General features: G+C 39.0%; 23 protein-coding genes. 22 read left to right on the top strand and 1 reads right to left on the bottom strand.

The window, feature by feature from the left end:
- Positions 1–87: 87 nt before the first annotated feature.
- The 20 genes from T357_RS0100815 to T357_RS0100710 all read left to right on the top strand — a co-directional run bounded on the left by T357_RS0100815 (position 88) and on the right by T357_RS0100710 (position 22,976).
- Positions 88–336 carry a hypothetical protein gene (locus T357_RS0100815; RefSeq protein WP_031547639.1) on the top strand — a complete coding sequence of 83 codons (249 nt, stop codon included), beginning with the start codon at positions 88–90 and terminating at the stop codon, positions 334–336.
- A 61-nt stretch (positions 337–397) separates the two neighbouring features.
- Complete coding sequence (locus T357_RS0100810) at positions 398–1,174, top strand: prolipoprotein diacylglyceryl transferase (protein WP_031547637.1); 777 nt, start codon at positions 398–400, stop codon at positions 1,172–1,174.
- 72 nt (positions 1,175–1,246) lie between these two features.
- A complete protein-coding gene (locus tag T357_RS19790; RefSeq protein WP_049962179.1) occupies positions 1,247–1,783 on the top strand; it encodes a zinc ribbon domain-containing protein in 537 nt (178 codons plus the stop codon).
- 115 nt (positions 1,784–1,898) lie between these two features.
- Entirely contained in the window at positions 1,899–2,156 is a 258-nt protein-coding gene (locus tag T357_RS0100795; protein ID WP_031547635.1) for a TIGR03905 family TSCPD domain-containing protein, read from the top strand.
- Positions 2,157–2,544: 388 nt separating this feature from the next.
- Positions 2,545–2,865: a zinc finger Ran-binding domain-containing protein gene (locus T357_RS0100790; protein WP_155991172.1), complete on the top strand. Its 321-nt coding sequence runs from the start codon at positions 2,545–2,547 to the stop codon at positions 2,863–2,865.
- 12 nt (positions 2,866–2,877) lie between these two features.
- Positions 2,878–3,624, top strand: coding sequence for a coiled-coil domain-containing protein (locus T357_RS18870; protein ID WP_044915719.1), 747 nt, complete (start codon positions 2,878–2,880; stop codon positions 3,622–3,624).
- Between the two features lie 54 nt (positions 3,625–3,678).
- A complete protein-coding gene (locus tag T357_RS0100780; protein ID WP_031547631.1) occupies positions 3,679–4,236 on the top strand; it encodes a hypothetical protein in 558 nt (185 codons plus the stop codon).
- A 39-nt stretch (positions 4,237–4,275) separates the two neighbouring features.
- On the top strand, positions 4,276–4,962 hold the full coding sequence (locus tag T357_RS0100775) for a vWA domain-containing protein (RefSeq protein WP_031547630.1): 687 nt from the start codon (positions 4,276–4,278) through the stop codon (positions 4,960–4,962).
- 23 nt (positions 4,963–4,985) lie between these two features.
- Positions 4,986–5,963, top strand: coding sequence for a hypothetical protein (locus T357_RS0100770; RefSeq protein WP_031547628.1), 978 nt, complete (start codon positions 4,986–4,988; stop codon positions 5,961–5,963).
- Between the two features lies 1 nt (position 5,964).
- Entirely contained in the window at positions 5,965–6,930 is a 966-nt protein-coding gene (locus T357_RS0100765) for a protein kinase domain-containing protein (RefSeq protein WP_031547626.1), read from the top strand.
- Positions 6,931–7,459: 529 nt separating this feature from the next.
- Positions 7,460–8,536, top strand: a complete 1,077-nt coding sequence (locus tag T357_RS0100760) for a hypothetical protein (protein WP_031547624.1) — start codon at positions 7,460–7,462, stop codon at positions 8,534–8,536.
- Positions 8,537–8,579: 43 nt separating this feature from the next.
- Positions 8,580–8,858, top strand: coding sequence for a DUF4176 domain-containing protein (locus tag T357_RS0100755; protein ID WP_031547622.1), 279 nt, complete (start codon positions 8,580–8,582; stop codon positions 8,856–8,858).
- A gap of 73 nt (positions 8,859–8,931) precedes the next feature.
- Positions 8,932–10,914, top strand: a complete 1,983-nt coding sequence (locus tag T357_RS19785; RefSeq protein ID WP_049962178.1) for a serine/threonine-protein kinase — start codon at positions 8,932–8,934, stop codon at positions 10,912–10,914.
- Between the two features lie 305 nt (positions 10,915–11,219).
- Complete coding sequence (locus tag T357_RS19780) at positions 11,220–12,698, top strand: leucine-rich repeat domain-containing protein (RefSeq protein ID WP_031547618.1); 1,479 nt, start codon at positions 11,220–11,222, stop codon at positions 12,696–12,698.
- Positions 12,698–14,842, top strand: a complete 2,145-nt coding sequence (locus T357_RS0100735; protein ID WP_031547616.1) for a vWA domain-containing protein — start codon at positions 12,698–12,700, stop codon at positions 14,840–14,842. Before T357_RS19780 ends, T357_RS0100735 begins: the two co-directional genes overlap by 1 nt.
- The gene (locus T357_RS0100730) at positions 14,839–15,414 is read left to right on the top strand and encodes an Asp23/Gls24 family envelope stress response protein (protein ID WP_031547614.1); all 576 of its coding nucleotides are present in this window, start codon (positions 14,839–14,841) and stop codon (positions 15,412–15,414) included. The genes T357_RS0100735 and T357_RS0100730 overlap by 4 nt, the downstream gene beginning before the upstream one ends.
- Complete coding sequence (locus T357_RS0100725) at positions 15,411–16,994, top strand: leucine-rich repeat domain-containing protein (protein WP_031547612.1); 1,584 nt, start codon at positions 15,411–15,413, stop codon at positions 16,992–16,994. The genes T357_RS0100730 and T357_RS0100725 overlap by 4 nt, the downstream gene beginning before the upstream one ends.
- A gap of 416 nt (positions 16,995–17,410) precedes the next feature.
- Positions 17,411–18,874, top strand: coding sequence for a zinc ribbon domain-containing protein (locus tag T357_RS0100720; RefSeq protein ID WP_031547610.1), 1,464 nt, complete (start codon positions 17,411–17,413; stop codon positions 18,872–18,874).
- A 299-nt stretch (positions 18,875–19,173) separates the two neighbouring features.
- Positions 19,174–21,423: a VWA domain-containing protein gene (locus T357_RS19775; protein WP_049962177.1), complete on the top strand. Its 2,250-nt coding sequence runs from the start codon at positions 19,174–19,176 to the stop codon at positions 21,421–21,423.
- A gap of 17 nt (positions 21,424–21,440) precedes the next feature.
- On the top strand, positions 21,441–22,976 hold the full coding sequence (locus T357_RS0100710; RefSeq protein ID WP_049962176.1) for a glycoside hydrolase family 3 protein: 1,536 nt from the start codon (positions 21,441–21,443) through the stop codon (positions 22,974–22,976).
- A gap of 130 nt (positions 22,977–23,106) precedes the next feature.
- On the opposite strand, the gene T357_RS0100705 is transcribed toward T357_RS0100710, so the two are convergent.
- Positions 23,107–23,679 carry a zinc ribbon domain-containing protein gene (locus T357_RS0100705; protein WP_031547604.1) on the bottom strand — a complete coding sequence of 191 codons (573 nt, stop codon included), beginning with the start codon at positions 23,677–23,679 and terminating at the stop codon, positions 23,107–23,109.
- Between the two features lie 336 nt (positions 23,680–24,015).
- Between T357_RS0100705 and T357_RS0100700 the strand changes: the two genes are divergently transcribed.
- Together T357_RS0100700 and T357_RS0100695 are read left to right on the top strand one after the other, a co-directional pair.
- A complete protein-coding gene (locus tag T357_RS0100700) occupies positions 24,016–24,234 on the top strand; it encodes a hypothetical protein (protein WP_155991169.1) in 219 nt (72 codons plus the stop codon).
- A 512-nt stretch (positions 24,235–24,746) separates the two neighbouring features.
- Entirely contained in the window at positions 24,747–25,871 is a 1,125-nt protein-coding gene (locus T357_RS0100695; RefSeq protein ID WP_031547600.1) for a hypothetical protein, read from the top strand.
- Positions 25,872–25,883 lie beyond the last annotated feature (12 nt).

Here is a 25,883-nt window from a genome sequence, read left to right as displayed (position 1 = left end):
AATATTGATGATTTCTATTTAATCTACTAAAATTGTCTCTGAATATTTTTTTTATATTATAAATCACCTAAAGGAGGATAATTTTTTATGGGTGTAGCATCATTGGTATTAGGTATTATTGCAATCATTTTTAATTTTATTCCAATTCCGGGTATGGGCTGGTTATCAACTATTCTGGCAATCATTGGAATTATTCTTGGTGCATTGGGAAGAAAAGATCCTGCAAAAGCCGGTATTTCAACAGCCGGTATGGTTTGCTCTATAATAGGATTAGTTATATCCCTTATTTTCTATATAGCATGTGCAGCATGTGTTGGAGCTCTGGCTTACGCATAAGGATATATTGTAATAAGAAAGAGACCCCTGCCTTTGTGCGGGGGTTTTTAATAAGGAGAAAATGCATTTATACACAAACTTCTTTGGTTTGAAAATCCCATCATACGGATTATGTATTGCAGCGGGGCTTGTTCTGGCCAATATTGTTGCAGTAATTATTATAAAAAGAAATAAGCTTGATTTTAATGACTTCATTATTCTCGAGGCATATTGTTTATTAGGGGCATTTACAGGTGCTAAGGCGCTGTATCTCATTGTGTCGCGAGAATATATAGATTGGAGCAGGATATCGGACTTTAATTATTTTAATGAACTGATACTCGGAGGATTTGTATTTTACGGTGGTTTTATCGGCGGTTTTCTCTTTGCCTACATTGCAGGCATAGCTCATAAGATTGCTGCAGGCACCTATATCAGAAAGCTTATTTTTTTGATTCCTTTTATGCATGCCTTTGGGCGAATAGGTTGTTTTATGGCAGGGTGCTGCTACGGAATTCCCTATCATGGGGTTGGAGCAGTTGTATTCCCTGAAGGTTCTTATGCTCCTGCCGGGGTAGAACTTTTTCCTATTCAGCTGGTTGAAGCTGCAGCACTGATGATCATTGCTCTTATCATTTTTACAGTTCAGATCAGAACGGATCTTAACTGTACAATCGAGATGTATCTTTTTTTATATGGTGTTGTAAGATTCTTTCTTGAATTTCTGAGATATGACAGTTTAAGGGGACACCTTTCGGAACTGTCTACATCACAATGGATCAGTATATTAATGATCGTTTCCGCGATCATATCTTATAAAATACAATTCAGTTCGAAGGCCGTAAGAGCTGAGAATTAAGCAGCCGGTCATATTTATTTTTGAGATATAAACGGTGAATACCGTGAGTTAATAGATTAGAAGGAGGATGTTATGTTTTGTTCTAAATGCGGAGCGTATATAGATGATAATGTCAAATTTTGCCCAAATTGCGGCAATGTAATCGGTCAGGGCAGCTCCGATATAAATGGTTCGGGCAGTCCCAATGTAAACGGTTCGGGCAGTTCTAATGTAAATGGTTCGTACAGTTCCAATGTAAACGGTTCGGGCAGTTCTAATGTAAATGGTTCGTACAGTTCTAATGTAAACGGCGAGGTTGTTAACAATAGGAATCATGATTACAACACGGAAAATTACGGGAAGATGTCAATCAAGGCCACAAGTGTCGTTGCATACATGACCTGGATAGGATTCCTTGTATCATATTTTGCCGGAGACAGGGAAGGCGCAAAGTTTTATATGAATCAGGCTTTGGTTTTCCATGTGTTCAGAATGTTTTGCCTGATCCCGTTTGTCGGATGGTTATGGGCGATTTTTATATTGATATGTTTTATTCTCGGTGTGATCTGGGCCGCCGATCAGGTACCAAATGAATTGCCGTTGATAGGCAGAATAAGGTTGATCCAATAACTTTTTGATGAATTCAGCCGGATGTTGGCTCCGGAAATGAGACCAATGAATGGATAAAACATTATAATAATAATGAACGGACAAATGAGTAGTCTGTTCCAAAAGGAGATATATCGTGACACATTTTCAGTACAAAACAAGCGGAACCTGCAGCAGACTTATAGATTTCGAGCTGGATGATGAAAAGAAGGTAAGAAATGTTTCTTTTGTGGGAGGCTGCAACGGAAACCTGAAAGCCATCTCCCGTCTTTGCGAAGGCAAGCCTGCAAGTGAGATTGCAGAAATCCTTAAAGGTGTAGACTGCGGAGGAAAAGGAACCTCCTGCGGAGACCAGCTTTCAAGAGCGCTGGAGGAAGCACTTGAGCAGGTGTGATATTTTGAAATTGAAGAAGTATTGATTCGACAAAGTGGGGGTGTACAGTGCATGAGCATTGTGCACCCCGCTTTTTTGCGTTTATTTAAATGTATTTTTTTAGAAAATTAGATATCTAAAGAAAGTCTATATTATTACGACATAGTGACAAATAATGTGGCAAGATGTATAATTTATAAGTGTGTTTTAGTCTGTAAATAGTGAAAAATGTAGAGTTAGTAATCTGTGAATGAGTCGGTTTAGTTTTATTATTATGACTATTGACAGTATTTATCGACAAACATAAAACAAATCAATCCTAGAATAATCCGGAGGAATACTTGAAAAATTTCAAGTTTACTTTCGGATTATGTTTTGGCTGATGAATAGAGTAATGAGGGGTAAAGGTATGGGCTTATTTGATTTTTTAAAAACAAGAAAACCAAATCCGGATTATGAGTACGAAGCCGGTTATTCGGAACAGAATCAAACCAGTGCATTTAAAGGAGATTTGGCCTACTTTAGCGAATATTCAAATGATACGGGTACGGTCTATCAAAACACCGAATCGGGATATAGCAGTGGCGAAATACATGGTATTGACAGTGCGGACAGTGAAGTATATATGACCTTTGAAAATAATGCAAATTCCTTTTGGAATTGCCCTGAATGCGGCACTCGTAACGATTTGAAGATGACGGGGTGTGTTGTTTGCGGTTTAAAGAAATAGTGGAGGCGGTATATGTTTTGTAAGTGGTGCGGAAAAAAAATAACTAACAATGGAGCAGCGTGCCCACATTGTGGTCGGGAACAAATTCCGTTAGTGAATGGAAATGGATTTTGGGATTTATGTGATTCCAAGCCGACTGAAACAAATGGAATCAAGCCGACTGAAATAAAAGGAATCAAACCGACTGAAACAAATGGAATCAAGCCGATTGAAACAAGTAAAATCAAGCCGGTTCAAACAAATGTAATAAGTCCAAGGAAAAAAGAATATATAAAAGTGGAGCATAATTTGGATAAAAAGAATATGAAAGATAATAGGAGTACCGGTCCATTACCTGTGTTAACGATGATACTGGCATTGATATCGTTGATTGTTTCCATATCATGTTTTGCCGGTCTGAACAGGATAAAGGATCTGCAGGAGGATATTGATGGATTAAGAAAAAAAATCACTTCCCAGTCGCCTGAACAGACTTTTGAAATCAGCGGATCAGAGGAACGTTTAGATGGCAGGAATTCCGATATCGATGAGCTTGAAGAAGTCATTAATAGAAAATTCTCTGAGCTTAATGAGCGTCAGGAAAAATTAGAACATGAAATTGCAGAATTAAAAGCAAAAAGCATTTCCGATGGCGATAATATCGGTAACAAACAGAATGTAAAAAAACCTGAGTCGCCGGATAAGACTAATGACAGAAATTACGGAATGGCTACAGATTCAATGGTGCATAATAATAATGTAAATAAAAACCGTAGTTAATTTCTATCAGAAAAGATGAATCTGATGGAGATGAATAATCTATAGGGGGGGATTATGAGTAAAAAAATAAAAGGCGGAAAATTGACTATCGTTGCATATACGGGTCTGATCATAGCTGTTTTATCAGCATTTACAACTATTGTGGCTTACACCAATAGAGACGGGGTTCATAAATCGTTCAACATAATTGATTTTCTTAAAGATGCAAATGGTTTTGGCTCTTTCGTATTTAATGAGTACACGGGTAAAGGAATTGTTGTCTTTGCCCCCTGGCAGTTGTATGTTTTGATTGCTTTAGGTACAGCAGCAATTATTTGTTCTCTTGTTGGACTTATGAAACTTTCCAGGCAGACAGATAATCTGGCATCGTATACATTAACAATTCTGGGCCTTATAGGAACCATGGCTCCGGCTGTGGTTTTATTCATTGAAATATTTATGCTGAAAACAAAGTATCTGGGAGAAATATCATGTGGTATTTATCCGATAGTTTCACCTATTGCAATGATTGTATGTATTGCAGCAGCTGTAAAAATGCGCAGAAGGAATAATCAGTTTAGAAAAAAATTCAAAGAAGCAGAAGGACTGATTTATAGAGGTGGAAATCTATAATATATATGAACTAAAAAATGATTTAAATGGAGGTTTATTATGGGAAGCAATTACAAGATTAAGTACAACGTTGATATGGTTTTCTGCATCGACGTAACAGGAAGTATGGATCATATTATAAAGATCGTACAAAACAACGCTTTGAATCTGTATCAGGACGTTAAGAACTGTATGGAGCAGAAAGGAAAGCATATCGATACACTGAGAGTCAGGATTATTGCATTCAGAGATTATTTGGCTGACAACGAGGATGCTATGCTTGTAACTGATTTCTTCAGACTTCCGGAAGATGCCGAAAAATTGAAGAAATGTGTTGGCAGTCTGGTAGCCAAGGGAGGCGGAGATGATCCAGAGGACGGATTGGAAGCATTGGCATACGCGATAAGATCTAAATGGAATACAGAAAATGCTAAAAAGCGCCACGTTATAGTTTTGTGGACAGATGATGATGCACATGAACTTGGATTCGGAAAAGATTCTGAATACTATCCGAAGGGAATGGCTTCCGATATACGCGAGTTGACCTCCTGGTGGGGAGATGCCGGAGACCCCGGATATATGGATCAGGAAGCAAAGCGTCTTGTACTTTTTGCACCGGATATGCAGGGCTGGAAACAGGTTTCAGACAATTGGGACAAAGTTCTTCATTATCCTTCCGAAGCAGGTGACGGCTTAAAGGATGCGGAGTATGGCCAGATTATTTCTGTTATATCCCAGACAATTTAAGATTTTATAGAGGTAGCATTACCGTGGATGATAATTTGTTTACTGCAGCAGGTTCAAAGGATTTCCTGGAGTTATTGGGAACGCACTTTCTGATCTGTAATGAAAAAATTCTGACCAGGGGTGAGGACTGTGGTTTTGAAGCATATACAGTGGAAGCAGGGATAATGGGCGCTTTTGATGGGTGTGGCGGACTGGGTTCAAAGACATGTTCTGCTATTTCCGGAAAAACCGAGGCATATCTTGCTTCCAGAGCAGTGGGAAATGCCGTACGTATGTGGTTTGATGCATGTGCTTCATTTGGATATAAATGGGATTCGGATTTGCTTAAGAAATATATCATTTCCAATCTTACAGTGTGTCAAAAGAACTCGGGAGAAGAAGTTTCAAAATTAAGGGGAACGATGGTCAGATCTTTCCCATCTACAATCGCTGCAGTTGCTTTTAGTATTGATAAAGAAGGGCTGAAATCAGAACATATTTGGGCAGGGGATTCAAGGACATATATTTTGGATTATTATGGACTGGCTCAAATCAGCGAAGATGATATCAAAGGCGAAGATGCAATGAGTAACCTGACCAGAGACGGTGCTCTTACAAATGTACTCTCTGCTGATGAAAAATTCATACTTCATACCCGTACGTTTCCGATAAAGCACCCTTGCATGGTTATTGCTGCCTCTGATGGATGTTTCGGGTATGTTTCATCACCTATGGAATTTGAACTTATGCTTTTGGAGTCTTTGATTAAAGCGCCTAATGTTGATATATGGCAAAAATCATTGAACGAGGAAATTTCAAAGAGATCCGGTGATGATCAGACAATTGCGATTGCGGCTTTTGGCTTTGATGACTTTGTTTCGGTTCAGGAATATTTTAGAAACCGGTATGAAGCAGTATCAGACATTGTCCGGAGATTTAATGCTGCGGAACCGGATAAAGGCATATCATTTTGGGAAAGCTATAAGCCTAATTATTACCGGTATGCTGTAAGAGAAGAGTAATATGGATTGTATTAACATTAATAATTATTATCTGGATGGACCTTTGACTTGTGACAATAGTGGTTTTTCCAAGTGGGGGATTGGATTACGGGCAAATAAGAAATATTTTATAAAAGAATTTTTGGCCCCGGTCTATCCCTCAGAGGATGCCATGTTTACCGAAGAAAAAAAACAAGAGAGGATCAGAATATGCAATTCATTTGTTAAGGAGAAGGAAGAACTGTATTCTGCCATCCGTGATGCTGATGATGGACACATTGCAGTTGTGGAACAATTCTTCAGGGTTGGATCAAAGTACTATATATCAACAAAAGCATATGTTGACAGGCAAATGTCGATTTCGGATTTGCAGGAATGTATGTTTACGGACAGGCTTCGGGTTTGTTGTGCTGTTGCACACTCAATGGCTAGGATTCATGAGAAGAGAATAATACATTCGGATATCAAGCCGGATAATATACTGATCATTAACAACAGGTATATTCCAAGACCATATATCATCGATTTCGACTGCAGTTTTTTTGAATACAACAGTCCAAAATTGGGTGAAGAACTTAATGGTGACATGGTATATCTGTCACCGGAAGGATTCCTTCACATTGCAGAGATAGAATCGAATCTTAGCTGCAAAATGGATGTTTTTGCATTAGGACTTGTGTTCCACCAATATCTCACCGGTGAAATGCCGGATTTTGATCATAACGAGTATCAGTACGCATACGAAGCTGTGTTAGATGACCATCCATTGGATGTTGGAAAGATCAATAATGATTATTGCAAGGTTATGATTCAGAAAATGCTTGCTAAGAAACCCGAAGACAGACCGGATATGAGAGCGGTTTTTAATACTTTAAATGCGGTGTTTCTTTCATTGCTTGGCAGATCGCTGCCTGAAAAAATAGAAGAAAAGAGAGTAGAAAAACAGGAAGAGGAATATGAGTTTCTGCAATATGCAGGAGATTTATAAAGGGGGATTATTATGGAAAAGGAGCAGAAGTACCAGTCAGAAAAGAAGAGACTGCAAAGAAGATGACCGTAGAAGTTTCTAAAACAAAAGAATTGCCATCAACTCACGATGATGATACAGATGATCAGATTTGGCATCGAGCTTCAGATTTATTATAAAAGGGCCTCCAAAGTTCATGAAGGCATTCCCGAGCGTATTGAGGGGCAGACTTAATTGTGTCTGCCTCTTTTATTGTGAATGGATTATGGCGATGATATAATTTTAGCAGGTTATTTTGAAGTCGGTTTTCAATATGGGAGAAGCAATATGGAAACTTGAAGGGTGGAAGTTGACAGAATAGTGAAACATAAGAGGATGCAGTCAGATCAGTCTGAAATGTTCCTTTTGTCAGAAAAATATGCTGTTCATCAGCTTTTTCACTGAAGAAAAGATTACGTAGTAGTATATAAACATAAAATGAAGGAAACAGATAAAGCAAATCTATGTTTACGTAGTATTATATTAATCTTAATGTTTTAGCAGGTGTTAAATGAGCGAGTTTAAAATCAGGATTAAAGATGCCGAAAATGCAAGGCAAATTCTAGGGAGTTCTTCAGTAAAGATTAACAAATTACGTTTTGAAATAAGAAATGTAAAACGGAACATCAGATGGGAAGTTCAAAATAGGGATGATATTGACTATAGGATATCATCTTTGATTGAAGATATAGATGCAAATTATAGTAGGCTTATAAAGAGGGGCTCTATATTACAACAGGCAATAGATGAATATATCAGTACTGAAAATGGATTAATTGGTTATAATGGATTAGATGATTTTGTTAGATCAACATTAATAGAAATGCTTAAAACTGTAGGCCCGTTTGAAAAGGCAGCAGATATGGTGATGAATACCTGGTGCCTGGCTACAGGAGCATCCGAGTTTGATTCAGATTATATAAGCACAATGGCAACTGATCTTTTGGGAATAGTTGGCAGCGTTTATCCCGTGATAAAATCAAATCCTGGATGGGTCAAGACATTATGTAGTCCTGTGGCCGATTTTGTCGCGGATTCAGCAGACGATGTAATTGAGGCATCGACAGAGGACTTAATAGAAGAATTTGTAATAAAGAATGCCTCCGAATCGTATATAAGCAAATCCGCTGGAGCAGTTTGTAATTGGCTTACCGCAATTGTTGGAAGCGGAATTAAGAATGCCGAAGAAATGCAGATTGAAGGTTACGGTTTTTTGAGATATCTTGAAGAGACAATTGGCGAAGCCGGATTGGCAGTAGCGGAGAATATATTAGTCACTTCAGCCATAGGCGCTGCTGCAATTGCTGTCGGAGTCACTGCTCCTGGTTGGGTGATCGGCGCAGCAGCAGCAGGTGCGATTATTGTGATAGATACCGGTCTGAACGGAATTGTTAATTTTGCAACGGATGGAGCTGAAACTGATTGGAAGGATGCAGTTGTAGATATCTTTATTGACTATCATGATGATCCTATAGCAGGAATGAATGCCGTCTTGTCAGCCGGAGAGAATTTTTTGAGCAAAACCTGTGATAATGTCATGGATTTAAAAGAAACCGTTTGCGAATGGGGTATAGCTCAATTCGCTTAAAAATAGATATTAATAATTTTATATAATAAAGGAGATTATATTTATGAAGAACAATGTAAGAGAGCTGCTGCCTATAGGTTCAGTTGTTATTTTAAAAGAGGCAAAAAAGAAAGTGATGGTTTTTGGTGTTAAACAGGGAGATAAGGCTACAGGAAAAGAATATGACTATATAGGCGTAGTTTATCCTGAAGGATCCATGGGTGAGGGAACTCAGTTCTTCTTTGATCATGAAGCAATTGATAAGGTATTCTTCAAAGGATTTGACGATGAAGAAAGAACTAAATTTATTGATAAGTTAGCTAATTATTATGACAATAAATAATAAATTATAAAAATCAATCCGGGGAAGAATTACTAAGGGGCTGTATATATACAGCCTCTTATATGGTGTGTTTATGGATAAAATCTTATTGGGAAGATACAAAATAATAAAAGAAATTGGCCGGGGCGGAATGAGCGATGTTTATCTGGCAGAGAATATAACATTGCATAACTACTGGGCGATTAAGGCTGTTCATAAATTAAATAGAGGAAAAATCGAGCTTCTTTCCGAACCTAACATTCTCAAGAATCTGAATCATTTCGCATTGCCCAGAATTGTTGATATCACAGAAGACAATGAAAATCTGTATATCATCATGGATTATGTTGAGGGAATCAACCTTAGGAACCTTATTGAGAAGGAAGGCTGTATCAAAGAAAAGCAGATCCTTCAGTGGGGTGTTGAATTATGCGATGTTCTTGGGTATCTGCATGGGCAGAAACCGCCTATCATCTATCGTGATATGAAGCCGGGAAATCTGATCGTTGACAGAGATAACCATCTTAAACTGATTGATTTTGGCATCGCCATACCGGCTGATGATGCCGGCCAGGGTGCGATTTTCCTGACCAAAGGATATGCAGCTCCTGAGCAGACCAATGTTCACTCACAAAAAGACAGCCGGGTAGATATATATGCTCTGGGCGCAACATTGTTCGCCATGGCAACAGGCAAAAGTCCCGCACAGTACGGTGTTCCGCTGCCTATGGCAAATTCCATAAATCCTGATCTAACAGACGGGTTCAGTACAATTATTCAGATATGTACGAGTGTTGACCCAAAAACACGATTCCAAAATGTTGACCAGTTAAAGCATGCCTTAACTCATGTCGATACATATAATCAGAGTTACCGTAAGCAAAAAAGAAAACAAAGAAGCAGAGCAGTGGCATCCATAGTCGGAGCGGTTCTGTCAATGGCTGTACTGTTCCTGGGAATAAATATCCATTTCCGGGAAAAACAGGAAGCCTATAATGCTTTGCTCACAGATGCGGCAGAGGCTGCGGCAAAAAGTGATTTCACAAATGCCGAATTGCTTTTTCAGAAATCCATCGATATGGAACCAAAATTAATTGAAGGTTATTTAGGTGTTGCAAGCACATATCAAAAGGAACAGCAATATGATAAGTGTCTGGATTACATTAACAATACGGTCATGACATTATTCCCAGACTCCATCATGGATGCAAGGCTTAATTATATAATCGGACAGACATATGAAGGAAAAGGAAAAAATCAGGCTGCATTAAAGTACTATGAAGCAGCTGCAAATTATGATACTGGAAATTCTGGATATCTGCAGGATTATATCATTTCTTTAATAAATGATGACCAGATCGAAAAAGCAAAAGAGCTGATACCAAGATGGGAAACAATAAGTGATTCCTCGGATTTGGAAAACTACATTGACGTAAGAACTGCCATAGATACAGGGAACGCAGATGATATGTTTAATGCACTGGATAACTGCATTGCCAAAAATGATAATGAATCCATATCCGTAAAAGCTATCATTGATGTTTCTCAGGAACTACAGGATCAGGGGGACAAAACTGCAGATGTCAGCTTCTACACTAAAGCTATAGAAATGCTTGATTACTATAGTAAAAACATCCGGATTGAATTGTATCCTGAAATTCCGGAACAAAAAGGAAAAGCTGCGTATAAGGCAGCAATGGAAACCGGTGATAATGCATACTACGAGGAGGCTGCTGACAGTTTCCTGAAGGTTTTGGATCTCGGGTACAAAAAAGCTTATCTGTACAGAAACATTGCCATGATCAGACAGCAACAAAAGGATTATAAGGCAGGTGAAGACATTCTCGATATCATGGAAAAACAGTATCCGGATGACTATCAATCATGGTACCAGAGAACAATGCTTCGTATAGCGGAACAAAGTGAACTGCCTGCTGAACAGAGAGACTATTCAGGTGTTCAGGATGCCTGGGATCATGTAAAGTCCATGACGGAAGGTACAGATACTGAAGGTGAAGTGAGTTCGCTTCGAGGATTGATAAAAGATCTTGAATCCCAGGGGCTTGTTCGGGAATGATGCAACAAACATGGAGTCTTAATTTATTTAAAAGAATTTGTGGATCAGATATGTATCCGTATGCGGGATATTAAGGCTTAAAAAAGCAAAACTTATATATGAGCGGATTAGGTCCACATCTGAGTGTCAGATATCTAGGCTCAAAAACAGCGATAATTTAGGAGGATTACTTTCATGGGAATGATTCTTATCTGCGTCGGAACCGTAGGATTGATATGCAGTATAGTGGGATTTATCATTAATATCTGGAAATATCGGCACTGAGAAAAGTGTCCGGTGTTAATAAATAAGAGGGAGAAGAGTATATGCAACAGAGAGCAGCTGCAAAAGTGTCAGCGACATTGATTTTTATCGGTGCTGTGGTGCTTGGATGTGGAGTAATGTTTAGTCTGAAAAACGGACCTGTAAGTTACGGTAATCCGCCTGAAAAAACAGTACAGGACTACATCGGCGAAGGACAAAAATATTTAGACAGGGGAGATTATAACGAAGCTATCGTATCATACGATAAGGTTTTGGAAATTGAAAATGATAACCTGGATGCCATAGTGGGACTCGCAAAAGTTTACCAGAACAATCTGTCCTATGAAGATTCCGAGAACAGTTATAAACGCGCACTCGAGCTGGATGGAGAAAATCCGGAAATAGTACTGAGTCTTTTCCGGTTATATATCATGGAAAACAAGCATGAAGAAGCAAAACATTTACTTGAGGAAAAGCTGTCCTTACAGGATCCTGAAATAACAAAAATGTATGAAAAGACTAAGGTTTCGGAACCTAAGTTCAGTCTGCCCTCAGGAAGCTATGACAGCTATCAAAAACTTACATATTCTGAGAAGCCAGATGATTGTATCATATACTATACAACTGATGGATCAGAGCCGACTGTCAGTGGTGGTAAAGTTATGAATGAAGATGGCGTGGTTATTTCCGACCCTGAGATTCATGTAAAGGCTAAGGCATTTAATGGATTCGGTTACGGAAGTGATACGGTTTCGCTCGATTATATAGTAACAGTTCCGGTTCAGAAGGTATCAATTTCAGACTATAAAATAAGGAACATACTATCACAGGCTATATCAGGAAAGAATAACAATAATTCAGATATTTATAACTATGAGCTTGCAAAGATAGATAGTCTGTATCTCATTGGCGATGAAAGCTGGGATTATAAGTCCTGGAGCAGTGCATTGTTTTCAAATAGAGGATACATATTACAGAATGAAAAAAATAGTATAAATAAGGAAGGATCCTACAGCAATCTTTCATTTTTGCAGTATTGCACTAATTTAAATGAACTTGCGATTGCATGGCAGAAGAATGTTGACCTTGTTCAGATAGCTGCGTTACCGAATTTAAAGAGGCTGTCTTTGGTTCATGACAATTTGACCGATATTACTCCTTTATCACAGTGTACAGGGTTAAAACAACTTGCTCTTGGATGGAATGATCTGGAAGATATTTCACCCCTGGCAGGTCTTACTGAACTTGAAACATTGGGATTATGGGATAACAAGATAAAGGATATTACTCCTGTCAGTGGATTGAAAAACCTTAATATGCTTGATTTTTCAACCAATCAGGTGTCGGATGCTGCCTCTCTTTCGGGTCTGTCAAATCTTAGAGAACTTTGGATGTATGAAAATCAGATAAGTGATCTGAGCTTTACGGATTCTATGGAAGAACTGAATGTACTGATGGCTTCAGATAATCCAATTGCTGATTATGGGAACATAGTAAATCGTGCCCATGATTTTAATCGTATAGATCTTAAGGAGGAGTAATGGAACAGTATATTTTTGCGATCCTTCTTGGGGCTGCGGCTATCCTAGCATTGCTGAGTCTTTTTAAGAAGTGGACCTATTCAATATATTACTGCATAACAGCTCTTTTTATAGCTGCATGTGTATTTGGAATTAGTAAAAGTAAAAATTCAGCACTAAGTTATACCGAAGCTGATGATTTACGTCAGAATATATATGTTGCAGCAAGCCTGCTGGAATCAGACAGGGTAGCTGACGCGTATAATGCTTCCATGGCAGCGGGCGAAAACTCATCAAATAATCCTGATGTGCTGCTGTTACAGGCATTAACAATGAACTTAACGGGAGATTATAAAAACAGCAATGCAGTACTCACAGAGTTAAATGACGAAAAATATAAAGAAAAAACAGATCTGATTAGCCTTGATAATTCTGACAAAGCTGCTGTTTCTTCTGATGATTATAAAAGTATCGCCGGTGAAATAATAAGTGGCTTAAACGTAAGTGATGAAGAGAAAACAAAGTGGGAAATGTTACGTGATCTTCGATATGAGCCGGATTTGGGAGATGATGATTCTGATCATGATACATCATCTCTTTCCGGAAGAGATCTTCTGATGGCTGATGTCAAATCAGCCGAGAAATCTCATGACTGGAGCAGCGCTTATCAGATCACAAAGGATATGGCTGCAGAAGGAAACTTCAAAGCACAGATCATGATGTCCGAGATGTTTGTCAAGGACTACGTTCCGCATGATTTTGCAAAGGAAGATATAGAGATAGATTCTATTTTAAAGAAGATAACGGATCTTCAGGTAGAACTTGATGAATTATCACTCTCAGCGGAAAGCAGCAGTGATTCTGAGGAAAAGGAACTGAAAAACAAAGAATACGAATTGAAGAAAACTGAATATGAAATGACAAAGAAAGAACTGGAATTTGCTCAGGAAAACAGAGGCGTTAATTATCTCAGAAACATAACTCCCGATGCAAACGGAACTTACGCATATCATATTCAGCTTGCCAGACTTTTATCTCATGCCGGACGTGATGACGAATTCAAAAATGAACTTGATAATGTCTTTTTATCGAACAACTTTAACCGGGATTACTGGCTAGGTACAGAATGTATGATTCTCGCAGATAAATATCATGAATACTTTAACGATTATGCAAAAAAAGATGAATTCGAAAGTTCTGTAAAGATGCTCCTTCAGGCATTGACAGGAAACCTGACAAGCAATGATGAGGTCTTTAAGGATGCTTTGGAAAAATATCTGAAGGATTTATACACAGGAGTCCGTATCACTGACATTAAGACTATAAATTATCCTGAAATACATGCAGTAATTTCATACGCGAGAGATAGTGAACTGACAAAAGAGGATATCAGGGTAACAGACACAGGAGATGCACAGAGTGATTTCACGTTGAGTAAGCGAGAAAACGCCGAGGAGTTATCAGTCTCTATCGTACTTGACCGTTCGGGTTCCATGGAAGGACAAAAATTAGTTACAGCTAAGAATGCAATTAAACGATTTGTTGAATCAATAGATACAGGCATCAATTTAAGTTTCGTTGTATTTGACAGCGATGCCGTCATAGTTACTCCATTGACTGATTCAAAAGATATTATTTCATCTTCAGTTAACAGTATTTATACCCAGGGTGGAACAAATATAGGAAGCGGAATTAACAGAGCACTACAAACATTACAGGGAGTATCGGGCAGACATGTGATTGTTCTTCTTTCAGATGGATATAATTCTAATGAGGATGCGCTGTTGGATAAATCTATAGATCAGGCCATCATGGATAATACTGAAATCTTTACGATCGGTATGGAGGGTGCAGACGAGAAAACCTTATCAGATATTGCCAACAGAACCGGAGGAATATACTCCAGTGCAACAAGACCGGGAGAACTGGAACAGGTTTATGCTTTTATACAAAAGGATATCACCAATACTTATGATCTCAATTTCACAGTGAAGGAAAATGGTGATTCCGACAGATATGTAACAGTGGAGATGATAAATGTTCCTTCTTATGATACTGAAGAGTACTATATAGGTCTTCCAAAGGTTATTGATTCATCGGTATTTGATGATGTTGCATCAAATTATTATCGTGAAGTCGGTGGAAATGGAGGTAACAGAAGATGAAACTACTAAATCGTGTTTTTTCATTTTTATTGATTTCATGTGCATTAGCATTTTTGTTCTACTTACTGTCTGCTGAAAACTTCAGCGCTGATATTGCATTTGTTAGACCCAGTTACTATCAGGCTGAATCTTCGACAAACTATTTCCCTGTTGGAGGGGTGGCTGCGTTTATAGGAATTGTAAGCTGTCTCTTTGCATGGTTCAAAGTTCGCCATAAAGACGGATTGGATAAAGAAGAACTATATGAGCAGACTCTCAGACAGAAAACCATCACCAATGATATCACAAGCACTTTGGGAGAACAGCAGGCTGCAACAAGTAAATATATGGAAACAGTCGGAGATAATAGTGAAATCAGCTTGCAGAGTAATGAGACAGGTGCAGTATATGATGACGATGAAACAGTTGCATTGAATAACGAATCTGATGATATAACAGTAGCTGTGAACGATGAACATGATGATGAAACAGTACCTGTGAATGATGATCCAACAGTAGCTGTAAACGATGAGTCTGATGATTTAACAGTACCTGCGGACAGTGAAATAGGAAACAAGGAGGAAGTATTATGACGGACAGCATAATGAAATACAAGCGTGCGCTTAATATCAAATCTTTTAATCCGGTTTTATATACTGTTATGGGCCTGTTAATGATGGCGATTCTGACATCCTGCAATGTCAGTAAAGAACCCGCATCGGTTGCTGATACCGGTTACGGTCAGACTTCAGAGCATACTGATAAAGGAAACGAGCTGTTGAATTCCGGGGATATTGATGGTGCAGCTGTCGAGTTCAGGGAAGCAATGAAGCTTAATCCAAAAGATACCATGGCAAGACTTGGTGCTGCAAAGGTACAGATCAAAAGAGAGTCTTATGATCTTGCCAAAGACAGTCTGGAAACTGCCATATTGATAGAACCGGATAACAGGGAATTGTATGAAACCTACAAAGAACTGTGTGTTCTGAGTGGTGATATAGACTATGGCCAGGATTTGTCAGATTTGGCCAGAACCAACAAACAGCAATGGTTTATAGATGAGTATGTTCCTGAAGCACCTGTTGCAAACATTAAAAGCGGCAGTTATAACCAAATTCAGGAATTGGATTTCCAAAACATTGATGGCGCTGAAATAGTTTTAGATATAGAAAATGATTATAATAAGCTTTCGGATGTCAGGTATAAAAAACCGTACACATTAAGAAGAGGTGAAACAAATATTTCGGCTTACAGTGTAAAGAATGGAATTCCATCCGAATCTGTTGAGTATGAGTTTTCGATTGATTATGATCCGATAGAAGTTGAGTTCGAGGATGCAGCTTTTGAAAAGGCGATCAGAGAACATTTAGGATTTGATGACGAAGAAGAAATCTACGATATCGATCTTGAAACGATTATAGAACTTGATGATGTGAACGGTTATGAATATAAGGTTCATTCTCTTAATGATCTGAAGTGGATGACTAATCTTGAAGTATTGAGGCTTTTTGATCAGCATGAGATAACAGACTGGGAGGGATTGCTGGACACAAATATAATAGAGTTGGATTTGCTGGACTGCAATATTAGTGATGTTTCCTTTTTGAGCGATAACATTATGTTGGAAGGCCTTAATCTGGAAAATAATAATATTTCGGATATTTCTTCATTGGCGAAACTTACAAATCTTACATATATAGATATTCATGGAAATCCTGTGACAGATATTAGTCCGTTGAGTCAATTGGAGTATCTTGATGACATTGGATTAGATGGAAATCAAAGTTCAGGTTTGGAGCAATTCAAAAATTTCAATAATATAAGGTATTTACGTATTACCAATGGAGTAATGTTTGACGTTAATTTATTAAAAAATATGAAAAAACTATATTATTTGAGATTAGATAGTTGTGGATTAACAGATATTTCATTTCTTTCCGGATTAAGTGAATTGAAATATTTATATCTTAATAATAATGATATTACAGATTTAACATCGCTTTCGGGATTGGAAAAGCTAAAAACTCTGTATCTTTCTAACAATAAAAATCTTTCAGATATTTCGCCTGTTTGTGGAATAATAAGTCTGGAAAGAATAGGTATTAACGGTACTAGTGTTCCTGGGAATTTGGATCTGACATTTGCAAATCCCAACTGTGAGATAAAACGATAAACAATCAACTTTTTATAATAATCGGGAGTCTGTTTACAGAGACTCCCGGTTATTTTTGAATCTTCATAATAATTTAGGAGTTTCCGAGCGGATTGAGGGGTAGACTTAAGTGTCTGCCCATTTTATTGGTGGGGTCTGACATTATATCTTGAAAAAGATGCATCTGAACACATTACATTTGGTTTTATAGGAAATGTCGGTTAAAATGCATTTCGTCACCATATTATGCATTCTGTCAGACTACGATGCATATGACTTTGTCAGATGATATTATGTGTCCATGCGAATAAAAAATGCTAATTACACCAAATACCCGAAAAATGTTTTTTATCACAAATATTTTATAGAAATGATGAAAAAAAATAAAAGTTGGGTATAATGGGTAAGGTAAAAATTGATTATTGGGAGGAAAAACAATGTTTTGTAGAAAATGTGGCGCAGAAAATGCAGACGGAAATAAGTTCTGCAACAAATGCGGACAACCACTTAGCGGTGAGACAAATGGAGTACCTAAGATGGCTCCGGGGTCTCAGATTAATGTAAACAGCGAAAAAGTAAAAGAAGAAGCCACCAAAGTGGTAAATAAAGTAAAGTCACTGCCTAAGAAGACATTAGGTATGATTTGCGGTGGGGCAGTTCTGTTGATTGTTGTACTTGCTATTATGATTAATAATGCAAATACAATAAATCTTGATAAGTATCTGACATTGAAATCAGATGGATTTGATGGATATGGAAAAGTTAAAGTTTCAATCGATTGGGATGCGATTGATGAAAAGTATGGCTCCAAGCTTAAGTTTACCGGCGCTGCAAAGAAAGAGCTTGATGATAAGTATTTAGACAGGTATGACGCTATTGATCTTGTACGAAGCGCTGTAAGTGTAAGTATTGATGATAATTACAGTCTGTCCAATGGAGATGAAGTTTCATATAAATGGAATATAGAAGATGAATTATCAGAGTATGTAAATTGCAAACTTAAGTATAAGGACGGCAAATATAAAGTTTCAGAACTTAAAGAAATCGGATCTTTTGACGCATTTAAGGATCTGACCGTTGAGTTTTCAGGAACTGCACCTAATGGATATGCAAACCTTAATTACGTTGGCTCAGAGCTTAGCTACTATGATTTTGATTGTGATAAGACAAGCGGTTTAAGCAACGGAGATACAATTACTGTAACCATTGATTCAAGCAAGATTGAGTACTGTGCAAAGAATTATGGCAAGGTTCCTGAGAGTACTGAAAAGACCTATACAGTTGCAAATCTTGAAAGCTATCTTTCCAAGCTTAATGAACTCAACAAAGATTCTCTTGCTAAGATGCAGGCCCAGGCTGAAGATGTATTTAATGCTGATGTGGCAAATAACTGGGGCGATGATGAAGTACTTGAATCATTGACATATATCGGAGACTATTTACTTACATCAAAGAATGGCAATGGTAATAATAAGCTTTACCTTGTATATAAGGCACAGGTTCATGACACTTATTCCAATGATGAAGCTACTTATGATAAGATCAATGATGTTTACTGGTATATCTGCTTCCGCGATATTAAGATTGGTGCAGACGGAAAGGCAATCGTAGACCTTACATATTATGATACACCTTATGATCGAGTTACTATTGACACCGGTCTTAGTGCAGGATGGTGGAGCAATAAGGGTTGGTACTATTACGGTTATAGTACACTGGATGAACTCTATAAGAATGCTGTTTCAAAGAATGTTGACTCATATAATCATGAGGATAGCGTTGATGAAAGCCTGGCACCAAAGACAGTTGATACAGGAGATGGTATCACATTAAACGAATCTGACGCTGCAGATGAATCAGAATCTGCAGATGAAACAGAAGCTGAATCTACAGGTGCGTAAATCCAATTAAAAAGACTTTAGATGTATCAAAAAGTCTGAAATATAGTTAAAGAACCTCCTGCCCATATCCTATAAAAGGGATATTGGGCAGGAGGTTTTTGTATTCATCGGATTATTTAATGATTGGTTTTTGTCGATGAAGAGTAAGTGTGGAGTATGGTTTATAACGCTAATCCGTGTATTGATTCTCATGTAAAATTGACACGGGTCAGTGTTAAGTGTAAATCAATACATGGTAGTGAAACAGCGGATATACCATGGCTAATTAAAAACCGATTGCAGGAAGCAGAGGTGATTTTATGTATTGCATGAAATGTGGCTCGGAAATCAAGGAAGATCAAAGCTTTTGCATGAAATGCGGAGCAAAAGTAGAAAAGATAAGATATGAGTCGACACCATCAGATGTAGATTCATCAGCCCGGGATTCATCAAAAGATGATCCCACAGATGATGTTCAGCGTGGATCCGGATCAGAGTCAGGTTTAACAGAAGGTAATGCAGAAGCCCTTCGAGCAAGACCGACAGAAGGTATTGCGGATGCCCTTCGTCCAAATCCAACAGAGGGTAATGCAGAAGTCCTTCGGCCAGGGCCAACAGAAGGTAATGTAGATGCCTTTCAATCAGGGCCTGTTTATGAAGAACCGGGAATTTATCAACAACCGGGAAATTATGTACAACCTGGAATCTACGAAGAACCAGGATTCAACGAATATCCTGATGACATGGAAGAGCCTGAGCCTGCATCTGTAAAACCGAAAAAATCCGGGAATAAAGCATTGATCGCATTGTCTGTGATTCTCGTTTTATCTATGCTGATGGTAGGTGGTTTGCTGGTTTATCGGCAGATGCCCATGGTGCGCTACCAAAGGAACATCAAGGTGGCTCAAAAGTACATGCTTGAAGGGGATTATGAACAGGCGATACTGGCGATAAAAGAGGCCATAGACATTGAACCTAAAAAAATGGATGCGTATCTTCTTCTTGCGGATGCATTTAAAGAGATAGGAGAGGAAGAAAATGCTATCAACACAGTTGAAATAGCTTTGAATTATTTCCCTGAAAACAAACGTCTTACAGAATATCTTTCTGAACTGGAATTAAGTGTAGAGACTTCAGAAGATGTAGAGGATTCTGATGACGAAGAAGATTCCGGTAATATCAGGAAAGGATCCGATACTAAAAAATCCGGTACGGTTACAACTGATGATAAAACCGCAGTCTCCGCAGCATCCGAAATAGACTACGATCGTTTACAAAAAGAGATAGCACAGCTCATGCAGGGAAATATGGTCTATATTTCATCAGATGTTTCCCAGTATCCTTTAGTGCGTGTATATTTCCAGATTAATGATGCAAATGGCAATGTTCAGACATTATTATCGCCTACCGCCGCGATTCGTGAGTCGATTTCCGGCGGAGCTTTTATCGAGCGTGAGATCAAAAAGATAGAGAAGCTTGAGGGCAACCAGGGAATAAGCATTGATATCGTTGCGGATAAGTCAGGATCCATGGACAGTGACATTAATCAGGTGAAGTCTGTAATGAGTCAGTTCGTAAACAGTCTTGATTATACAAACGGCGACCGTGCCGAGCTTCTCGCTTTCGAAGACAGCGTTATGTATATGTGTTCCTATACCAATAATCCGGTATATCTCAACAATGGAATTCTCGGTATGTCTGCATACGGCGGAACGGCGCTTTACGATGCCATTTATGAGGCCGTAACCAATTCCTCCGGACAGGCAGGTGCGCATTGCGTAATTGCATTTACCGACGGACAGGATAACAGAAGCGTTTTTAATTATCAGCAGGTGGTTGACTATGCAAGGGCAGTATCGGTGCCAATCTATATCATCGGCGCCGGTAGTGTGGATACGCAGACATTAACATATATAGCGGATCAGACAGGAGGAAGGTACTGGAATATCAATGATCTCTATGATATGACGGAGATTCTGAACGAGATTTATTCCGAGCAAAAGGATATGTATTGCCTTGAATATATTTCACAGGCAGATGCAGACCGTTATGCTCCGAGAAGTATCGAAAGCGTAGTTTGTGATAAGGACTCGAACTACGGTGCAAGTACAACCACAAGCTTTACACCCGCCAGAGTCATTGATTATGGCAATCACTCAAGCCGTTACGAAGTTGTGTTACAGGATATTTCCTGGGCCGATGCCAATGCTGCCGCAATCAGAAAGGGTGGACATCTTGTAACTATCACTTCACAGGATGAGATGAACCAGGTTTCGGCTTTGTGTGAAAATGCTGGAATCAAGTACTGTTGGATGGGCGGATACACCATGCTGGATTCATCAGGATGCTATGGACACTGGATCACAGGTGAGGACTTCAATCAGTACCAGGCATGGTATCCGGGAGAGCCTTCACGTAACGATCTGGACGGAACGGAAGAGAAGTATCTGATGCTTTGGAACATAAAGGGTGTCTGGAGCTGGAATGACGAAAGAATCCATCCTGCGGGCGACCTTGATTTACAGTATTACAGAGGAAAAACTGGTTACGTAATAGAGTATGAGCAGTAAACGGGATAGGGTTATCGATGATGAAGCTTAGTAAGATAAGAAAAAAAGCTGCGCTAATGCTTTTGGCCGTTTGCTTGGTTGGCTGCGCGCGTCCGGCAAAGTCTCCGATGAAAGAGGCTTCCAAGGAAACGGTACAGGAAAAAGGCATAGAGCAAGAGAATGAATCGGGATCCGTTAATGAGAAGAGTGGGTCTGAATCTGGTAATGAAGAGGAAACTATTCCCGGAGAATCGCAGATTGGAGTAATTGTTGGTGATAAAGTAGTAGGTGACGATGAGAGTGGTGAATTGTCACAGGTATCCGAGACTGCAGAGGTTCATTCGGGGGAAGTCAAAACTGATGTATATGCTGATTCCCGGGTAAATGAGGTTGAGGCTGGTGATTTTGGTGGTTCTCGTGATGGGGAAAAAGCTGATGCTCCTGCCTACTCTAGTGAGGGAAAAGTCGAGATTGTTGCCAGTGCTGATTCTCGAGTGAAACAAAACGATGCTGATGCCTCTGCCGATCCCTGGGTAGAAGCTCGACTTTCCGGGATGACACTGGAGGAAAAGGTTGCTCAATTGTTCTTTGTCACTCCCGAATCACTGACCGGAGTCGGACAGGTTATACAAACGGGGGATACTTCACGGAAAACATTTTCCGAGTATCCAGTGGGAGGAATCATATATTTTGCCTGGAACTTACAGACACCTGAACAGGCAAAGCAGATGATCGGAGGAATGGCTGAGTATGCTCTTTCTGAAACGGGAATTCCTGTGTTTCTTGCAGTGGATGAGGAAGGCGGAAGAGTTACAAGATTTGAGAAAAATCCGGAGTTTGGGATAGAAGATATTCCTGCCATGAAAAAAATCGGTGATACAAAAGATCCGGAAGAAGCGTACAAGGTGGGTGCGACCATAGGTGAGTATCTGAATGAATACGGTATCAACCTGGACCTTGCGCCTGATGCTGATGTGCTTGTGGACGCTAATAATACTGCAATCGGGGATCGTTCCTTTGGCTCGGATCCATATCTTGTTTCGGCGATGGCATTGGCCTATGCAGAAGGATTAAAGAGTCATGATGTTCTGGCATGTTATAAGCATTATCCCGGTCATGGCGGAACAAAGGAAGATACGCATGATGATTACGCTTATTCCTATAAAACGCTGGCTGAACTTATGAATGATGAACTGATTCCCTTTTCTGATGCCGCAGAAAATGACATTCCGCTTATCATGGTTTCGCATATTTCGCTTCCTGAGATTCACGGAGATGATACGCCGGCGTCATTGTCAAAATATATGATCACAGATGTTTTGCGTAATCAGCTTGGGTACGACGGTTTGATAATAACCGATGCGCTGGATATGGGTGCCATTGCGAATCATTATTCACATCCTGAAGCGTGCCTGAAAGCTCTTCTTGCAGGAAATGACATGCTCCTCATGTCCGGTGATTTCCGCCCGGGCTACGATGCGATACTCGAAGCCGTAAAAAGAGGAGAGATAACCGAGGAGAGGATCGATGAATCGGTGAGACGGATACTCAGGACGAAAAAGATGATAGCATGACAAACCGGTTCTTGTGGCGTGGCAAAAAATACCGATAAATAAGTGTTTTATACACAAATAATAGAAAGCAAAAAAAGGTTTAAAGTCGGATGCGACTTTGAACCTTTTCTGTATATCATAGAATATTGATTTATTTAAGCTTATTTCCGCAGACAGGGCAGAACATAGCATCGGGCTCCAATTTCGTACCGCATTTGGGGCATACCATCGGTGCTGCATCCGGAGCAGGTGTCTCAAACTTAACAGGAGTCGAAGAAACCGAAGTAAATTGCGTAGTGGGGAAAGAGTCAGCATTGGGTTTTATACCCTTCGGCCAGGGAGTTTTGTTGTTGAGTTCCATGACATTGCGTGCAATCAGGATCAGTATCATCAGGAATTCGTACATAAGTCGAAGAATGATCGGTATCAGGATCATCATGCATAAACCTCCCAGAAAGCTTGATTTAAACATGACAAATATGCCGATCAATATATAGAACAGGCAACTGAAAACATATAAGGCTCGCATGATTGCTTCCAGCCAGAGTTTTTTGACCTTGAAAAACTCATGGACAAAACGCAGCACGGGCGGTAGGGAATCGTACTTACTGTCCGGAAGGATAAAGGTATAGAGCAGAATTGTTCCGACCAGCGCCAAGATAATGACTAGAGCAATACCTCCAGCTACGTTTACATTAGGATTAAAAAAACCATAATTATACATAATTTAACCTCCATCATTTAGATAATCTGATTCTATCATATAAAAGAGAGAATAACATCTGTTACTTTATAATAGCAGATAGATCCGAAAAACGAAGATCTGTACGTTCTTCTTGAAGACACATATGATAAAAATGGTGAAATAGATAAAGAGGTAGAGTTCCTTCAGGAAGCTGTGACATTGATGCCGGAAAATCAAAAGATAGCAGATGTTCTGTCAGATGTATTCCCGTAGATCCCCATTTCTGAAGAAGAAGGAATATATAAAGATCCAATAATACTTACACTCGATGTGTCGGAGGACTGTAAGATATATTACATAATTACCGAGACGGGTGTGGATGGTGCAAATTCTGCCGGTAATTCAGGAACCTGTAACATAGAGAATGAATATAACGAACCCATACCCCTTGAAAATAACGGAAAGTACAGCATCGAATATTATGTGGTGAGTAAAAACGGATATGAAGGTGAACACAAAAATGGAACCTACATTATAGAGCTTGATACAAATTCTAACGGTTCTGTACACAGTATTGGATTGTGTGGTGGTTAGGATGTAATCATGTTGCCTATAAAAAGAGGGGTAATCTCATTTATGTTGATTCATTTACATGGGAACAAGCAGTAGAAAAAGCCCCACAATACTTTAATGATCCAGATATGTTGACTTCTATCGATGATATTAAACCATACGGTTCTTCATATGGAAATAATTCTTCAAGCTGGGGCACGTGGGAAGGAAAATATTCTACTTCGGAAATCATAGATATAATCCGAAATATGTAAAAATAGTTCTTATTACAAAGCGTATTATTTAAGTTATTATTCAAGCTCCGACTAATCATAGCGATAAAGTTTGCCAGACTCCTTTTGCGTTTTATTGCATAAGTGGTTGTTTATCGTTATCGTAAATATAATGAATAGGTCGAGAGAGTGTCATTTCATCCGAATTTACGTGCATTCGGTCAGGAAATATGCAATTATAGACATATAGAATATATAATCCTGGTTAGATACATATAAAGCGTTTGACCCGATTGAGGAACAGGAAGGAAAGGTTATTTCATGTCCGAGTTTTATGTGAAATTTAGTGGAATAAGGGATACAGGAGAAAAACTGGATGGATTGGCCGTTGAACTTGAAAAGTGCGCTGACAGTGTCCGTCATGTAAGTAACAGATTGGACGGAGAGCAGTGGGAGATCGTCTGCGCAAAGCTCCAACGGATGCAAGACCGGTTTCTGCAGGAAGGTCGTACTGCAAGAAATTGCGGAAACGTGCTGAAAGAGATCGTATTAACATACGAAACGACAGAAAAAAATCTGACAGGTGAAGTGGGACTACCCACATTATCCATGAAAGAGTCCACTCAAAGGGGCGAATCAATTCTTGAGAAATTTTTTAACAGTATTAAAAACTGGATCGCGAGCGTAAAAGAATATTACGCCAATCGCCCGAACCCATATACCGTAGAACCCTATGAGGTTGATAATATTGTCTTTGACACAGACGGTGAGAAAGGGAAATACGGAGGAGATCAAGGGGCTTTGATGTATAGAGACACAGAGCAGAAGCAGTGGATATATAACAATATCCTGAAGAAGAATATTCCAGATCTCGAACTTAGTTCCGATGAACTGGATGAATTTTACAGCAATATGAACAATACAGGATGTGCCTATGTGGCACTTTTGAATACTGTGTTTACACATTTCCAGGGCAGGGAAGAGGAATTCGAGAAAACCTTCGGATATCCTATGTTCGATAAGAACGGAAATCTGAATTATGACATTATGTTTGCGGATATTTATACGACGAAACACAGCGATGGGAAGACATTTAAAGGATTAACACCAAAAGAGGGAGAAGAGTTGATCGAAGGATACCTTAAGAATCACGGAGTGAAGTGTGATGCTAAGGTGACAAATTCTGTAAGTCCTAAGAACATTGACACTCTCTTATATGAGGGGAAACAGGTGATCATCCATTATTATTGTGGGAATATTTATCCGGTAGGTAGTGAAAAAGGGCATACGATCACGGCCCATGACATGGTGATCACAGGAGTTACGGAAGATGGAAAGTACATTGTATCTTCATGGGGTGATAAGTATTACCTGGATCCAAATGAAAAATTGAATACCGTGAAAGGAAAGACGCACTTCAGCTATTCGATCGTTACATATAGCTGATCATGGGAGGAA

Source organism: Oribacterium sp. FC2011, assembly GCF_000701645.1.
GTDB lineage: Bacteria > Bacillota > Clostridia > Lachnospirales > Lachnospiraceae > Oribacterium.
Note: the sequence above shows the minus strand (reverse complement) of the source record. Positions and strands in the feature narration are given on the sequence as shown.